The following is a 5,181-nucleotide window of genomic DNA, read 5'->3' on the forward strand; positions in this document are numbered from 1 at the left end:
CGCCGCCGTCACCGACCCGGCCGACCCGGCACCCGACATCACCGCGGTGGTGTCCGCCGGCTTCGACGTGGCCGCCGAGGTCCCGGTGCGGCTGCGGCTGCTCACCGTCGACGAGCACGAACACATCCTGGTGCTCGTCGTGCACCACATCGCCGCGGACGGCTTCTCGATGCTGCCGCTGACCCGCGACGTCATCGCCGCCTACACCGCCCGCAGCCGGGGCGAGGCGCCGCAGTGGACGCCGCTGCCGGTGCAGTATCCCGACTACACGATGTGGCAGCACGCGGTGCTCGGCGACGACACCGACCCCGACTCGACCGCCGGCCGGCAGCTCGCGTTCTGGCGCGACACCCTCGACGCGGTACCCGAACTGCTGGAACTGCCCCTGGACCGGCCGCGGCCGGTGCAGCAGAGCCAGCGCGGCGCCCGCATCCCGTTCACCGTCGACGCCGACACCCACCGCGCCCTGACAGCCCTGGCCCGCAGCCACGACGCGTCGCTGTTCATGGTGGTGCACGCGGCGCTGTCGGTGCTGCTGGCGCGGCTGTCGTCGTCCACCGACATCGTCGTCGGCACCCCGGTGGCCGGCCGCGGCGACCGCGCCCTCGACGACATGGTCGGCATGTTCGTCAACACCGTGGTGCTGCGCACCGGCGTCGACGACCAGGAGCCGTTCACCGCGTTGCTCGAACGCGTGCGCACCACCGACCTGTCCGCGTTCACCCACGCCGACATCCCCTTCGAGCGGCTCGTGGAGGTGCTGGACCCGCCCCGCTCGACCGCCTACTCACCGCTGTTCCAGGTGCTGCTCGAGTTCCAGGACATCGAACGCCCCGAGGTGACCCTGCCCGGCCTGACCGCCACGGTGCTCGACCTCGAACCGGCCCTGTCACACTTCGACCTGCAGCTGGCGATCGCCGAGACCACCGACGAGCAGGGACCGGCCGGGCTGCGGGCGGCGTTCACCTACGCCACCGACCTGTTCGACCCGGACACCGTCGTCTCCTTCGCCGACCGGTTCCGGCGGATCCTCACCGCGATCGTCGCCGCCCCGGACCGCCCGGTCGGCGACATCGAGATCGTCACCCCCACCGAACTGGCCACGCTGGCCCCGGCGCGGGGCCTGCCGCCGGTGTCCCCGCAGCTGTGGCCGGAACTGCTGTCCTCGGTCGCCGCGATCGTCCCGGAGTCGGTGGCGTTGTCCTTCGAGGGCCGCACCGTCACCTACGCCGAACTCGACGCCTGGTCCAACCGCGTCGCGCGGGTATTGATCGACGCGGGTGCCGGACCGGAAACCTTTGTCGCCCTGGGTATCTCCCGGTCGATCGAGTCGGTCGCCGCGGTGTGGGCGGTCACCAAGTCCGGGGCCGCGTTCGTGCCCGTGGACCCGACCTATCCGGCCGAGCGGATCGGCTACATGCTCACCGACTGCCGCGCCCCCATCGGGTTGACCACCGCCGCGCACCGCGCCGCGCTGCCGGACACGGTGCCGTGGCTGGTGCTCGACGACCCGCAGCTCCGCGCCCGCCTGGCCACCGTCTCCGCGGATCCGGTCACCGACGCCGACCGCCGCACCCCGCTGCACTTCGACCACCCCGCCTACCTGATCTACACCTCCGGCTCCACCGGCCGCCCCAAAGGCGTCGTCGTCGCCCACCGCGGCCTGACCAACCTCAACGCCGAGGTGCGGCAACACTTCTCCATCACGCACGGGGCGCGGGTGTCGCATCTGGCCTCGCCCAGCTTCGACGCGTCGATCTTCGAGCTGACCAAGGCGTTCTGCGCCGGCGCGACACTGGTGATCGTCCCGCCCACCGTGTACGGCGGCGACGAACTGGCCCGCATCCTGCGCGACGAACACGTCACCCACGCGTTCATCACCCCGACCGCGCTCGCCTCCCTCGACCCCGCCGGGCTCGACCACCTGGACGTGCTCGTCGTCGCGGGGGAGGCCTGCCCACCGGAGCTGGTGGCGCGGTGGGCCCCGAACCGGCACATGTACAACGGCTACGGGCCGTCCGAGGCGACCATCGAAACCAGCGTCAGCCCCGACATGCACCCCGGGGAAACCGTCACCGTCGGCCGCCCGGCCATCGGCTTCCACGAGGTGATCCTCGACGACCGGCTGCGTCCGGTCCCGGTCGGGGTGGCCGGCGAACTCTACATCGCCGGTCCCGGGGTGGCCCGCGGCTACCACCGCCGCCCGGACCTGACCGCCGCCCGGTTCGTCGCCGACCCCTACGGCCGTCCCGGGGAACGGATGTACCGCACCGGCGACGTGGTGCGCTGGCGCGCCGACGGCACCGTCGAATACCTCGGCCGCACCGACTTCCAGGTTAAGGTCCGCGGCTTCCGCATCGAACTCGGCGAGATCGACGCCGCGCTCGCCGCCCACCCGGACGTGACCTTCGCGGTCACCCTCGGCCACACCGCCCCCTCCGGCGACACCGCGCTGGTGTCCTACGTGCTGCCCGACGTCGGCCGCACCGTCGACACCGCCGCCCTGCGCGCCCACGCCGCCGGCCGGCTGCCCGCCCACATGGTGCCCGTCGCGATCGTGGTGCTCGACGAGATCCCGCTGACCCCGGTCGGCAAACTCGACCGGCGCGCCCTGCCGGTGCCGGACCTGACCGCCGGTGGCGGCGACTACCACCCGCCGAGCTCCGAGCTCGAGGCGACCATCGCCGAACTCGTCGCCGAGGTGCTCGGCCACGAGCGGGTCTCCGTCGACGACAGCTTCTTCGACATCGGCGGCAACTCGCTGCTCGCCACCCGGGTGCTGGCCCGCATCAACGCCGCGCTCGGCACCGACGCCGGGGTCCGCGCCCTGTTCGAGGCCCCGACCGTGCGGGCGCTGGCCGCCCGCATCCTCGACGACCACGGCGGCAGCACCCGCATCCCGCTCAGCGCGGGGCAACGGCCGGAGAAGATCCCGCTGTCCCCGGCGCAGCAGCGCATGTGGTTCGTCAACCAGTTCGACCCCACCTCCGCGGCCTACAACATCCCGCTCGCCATCCGGCTGACCGGGCGGCTGGACACGGCGGCGCTGACCACCGCCGTGCACGACGTACTGACCCGGCACGAAAGCCTGCGCACCTGGTATCCGGCCGACGCCGGCGGCCCGGTGCAGCGGATCGCGCCGCCGGAGCGGGCCCTGCCGGACCTGCAGCCGATCCCCATCGCCGCGACCGACCTGCCGGACCGGATCTTCGCCACCATCACCGCCGGCTTCGACGTGGCCACCGAGATCCCGCTGCGCGCCGCCCTGTTCACCCCCGGCCCCGACGAGCACGTGCTCGTGCTGGTGGTGCATCACATCGCCGCCGACGGCGCCTCCATGGCACCGCTGGCCCGCGACGTGATGACCGCCTACCTGGCCCGCAGCAGCGGCAACGCCCCCGCGTGGGAACCGCTGCCCGTGCAGTACGCCGACTACGCCCTGTGGCAGCGGGAGCTGCTCGGCGACCTCGACGACCCGGAGTCGCTGGCCGCCCGGCACCTCGAGCACTGGCGCCGCACCCTCGCCGGCGTCCCGGAGGTGCTGGCGCTGCCCACCGACCGGCCGCGGCCCGCGCAGCAGTCCTTCCACGGCGACACCGTGCACTTCACCGTCCCCGCCGACGTGCACCGCCGCCTGCAGGACCTGGCCGCCCGGCACGGCGCCACCCTGTTCATGACCGTGCACGCCGCGCTGTCGGTGCTGCTCGCCCGCGTCTCCGGCAGCGACGACATCACGATCGGCACCCCGATCGCCGGCCGCGGCCACCGCGCCCTCGACGACCTGGTCGGCATGTTCGTCAACACCCTGGTGCTGCGCACCCCGGTCACCGGCGCGCTGTCCTTCGCCGACCACCTCGAACGCACCCGCGAGGTCGACCTCGCCGCGTTCGGGCACACCGAGCTGCCGTTCGAGAAGCTCGTCGACGCGCTGGCCCCGGCCCGCGCCCTCGACCACACCCCGCTGTTCCAGGTGGTCCTGGAATTCCAGAACAACGAACGCCCCCACCTGGACCTGCCCGGCCTGACCGTCGAGGCCCTCGACGCCGACCCGCACGTCGCCAAGTTCGACCTGCAGCTGACGATCGGGGAACAGCCCGCCACCGGCGTCGCCGAACCCGCCGGTCTGCACGCCGCGTTCACCTACGCCACCGCCCTGTTCGACGCCGACACCGTCACCGCGCTGGCGCAGCGGTTCCTGCGGCTGCTCGACGCGGTCACCACCGACCCGACCGTGCCCGTCGGCGACATCGACCTGCTCGAACCCGCCGAACACGAACCGGCCCTGCCCACCGGCCCCGGCTCCGGGCTGACCCTGATGGACCTGTTCGACCGGGCCGCCGCCACCACCCCCGACGCGGTCGCCGTCACCGGCGTCGACGGGCAGCTCACCTACCGGCAGCTGTCGAGCCACGTGCACCGGCTGGCCCGCGCGTTCGCCGCGCGCGGCGCCGCACCGGGCACACTCGTCGCGGTGGCGCTGCCGCGCACCACCCATCTGGTCGCGGTGCTGCTGGCCGTCCTCGACACCGGCGCCGCCTATCTGCCGGTCGACGTGGCGTATCCGCCGGAGCGGCTGGCGTTCATGTTCGACGACGCCCGGCCGGTGTGCGTGGTCACCACCAGCGGATACCGGGAGTCGCTGCCGCGCACCAACATTCCCACCATCCCGCTCGACGACCCGGTCATCGCCTCGGAGATCGCGGCGTTGCCGGACACCGCGCTGAGCGAGCGGGAACGCCGCGGCCCGCGCCGCCCCGACCACACCGCCTACGTCATCTACACCTCCGGATCCACCGGCCGCCCCAAGGGCGTGATGGTGCCGCACCGCACCGTCGTTGCGCTGCTCGACGCCACCGCCCCGCGCTACCGGTTCGACCGGCACGACGTGTGGACGATGTTCCACTCCTACGCCTTCGACTTCTCGGTGTGGGAGATGTGGGGGGCGCTCGCCTACGGCGGCCGGCTCGTCGTCGTCGACCACGACACCGCCCGCTCCCCGGACGCGTTCCTGGCGTTGCTGCGCCGCGAACACGTCACCGTGCTCAACCAGACCCCGACCGCCTTCTACCAGCTGGTCGAGGCGGACCGGGCCGCCGCCGACAGCGCCCTGTCGCTGCGCTGGGTGATCTTCGGCGGGGAGGCCCTGGACCTGGCGCAGCTCGAACGCTGGTACCGGCGGCA

At 73.2% G+C, this 5,181-nt stretch carries 1 protein-coding gene; it reads left to right on the forward strand.

Translation table 11 applies throughout. The features are described 5' to 3' along the window. A partial coding sequence (locus tag ACN675_RS27470) for an amino acid adenylation domain-containing protein (RefSeq protein WP_420753828.1) occupies window positions 1–5,181 on the forward strand: 5,181 nt, incomplete at both ends.

This window comes from Rhodococcus sp. O3, assembly GCF_048897285.1.
Taxonomy (GTDB): Bacteria; Actinomycetota; Actinomycetes; order Mycobacteriales; family Mycobacteriaceae; genus Rhodococcus.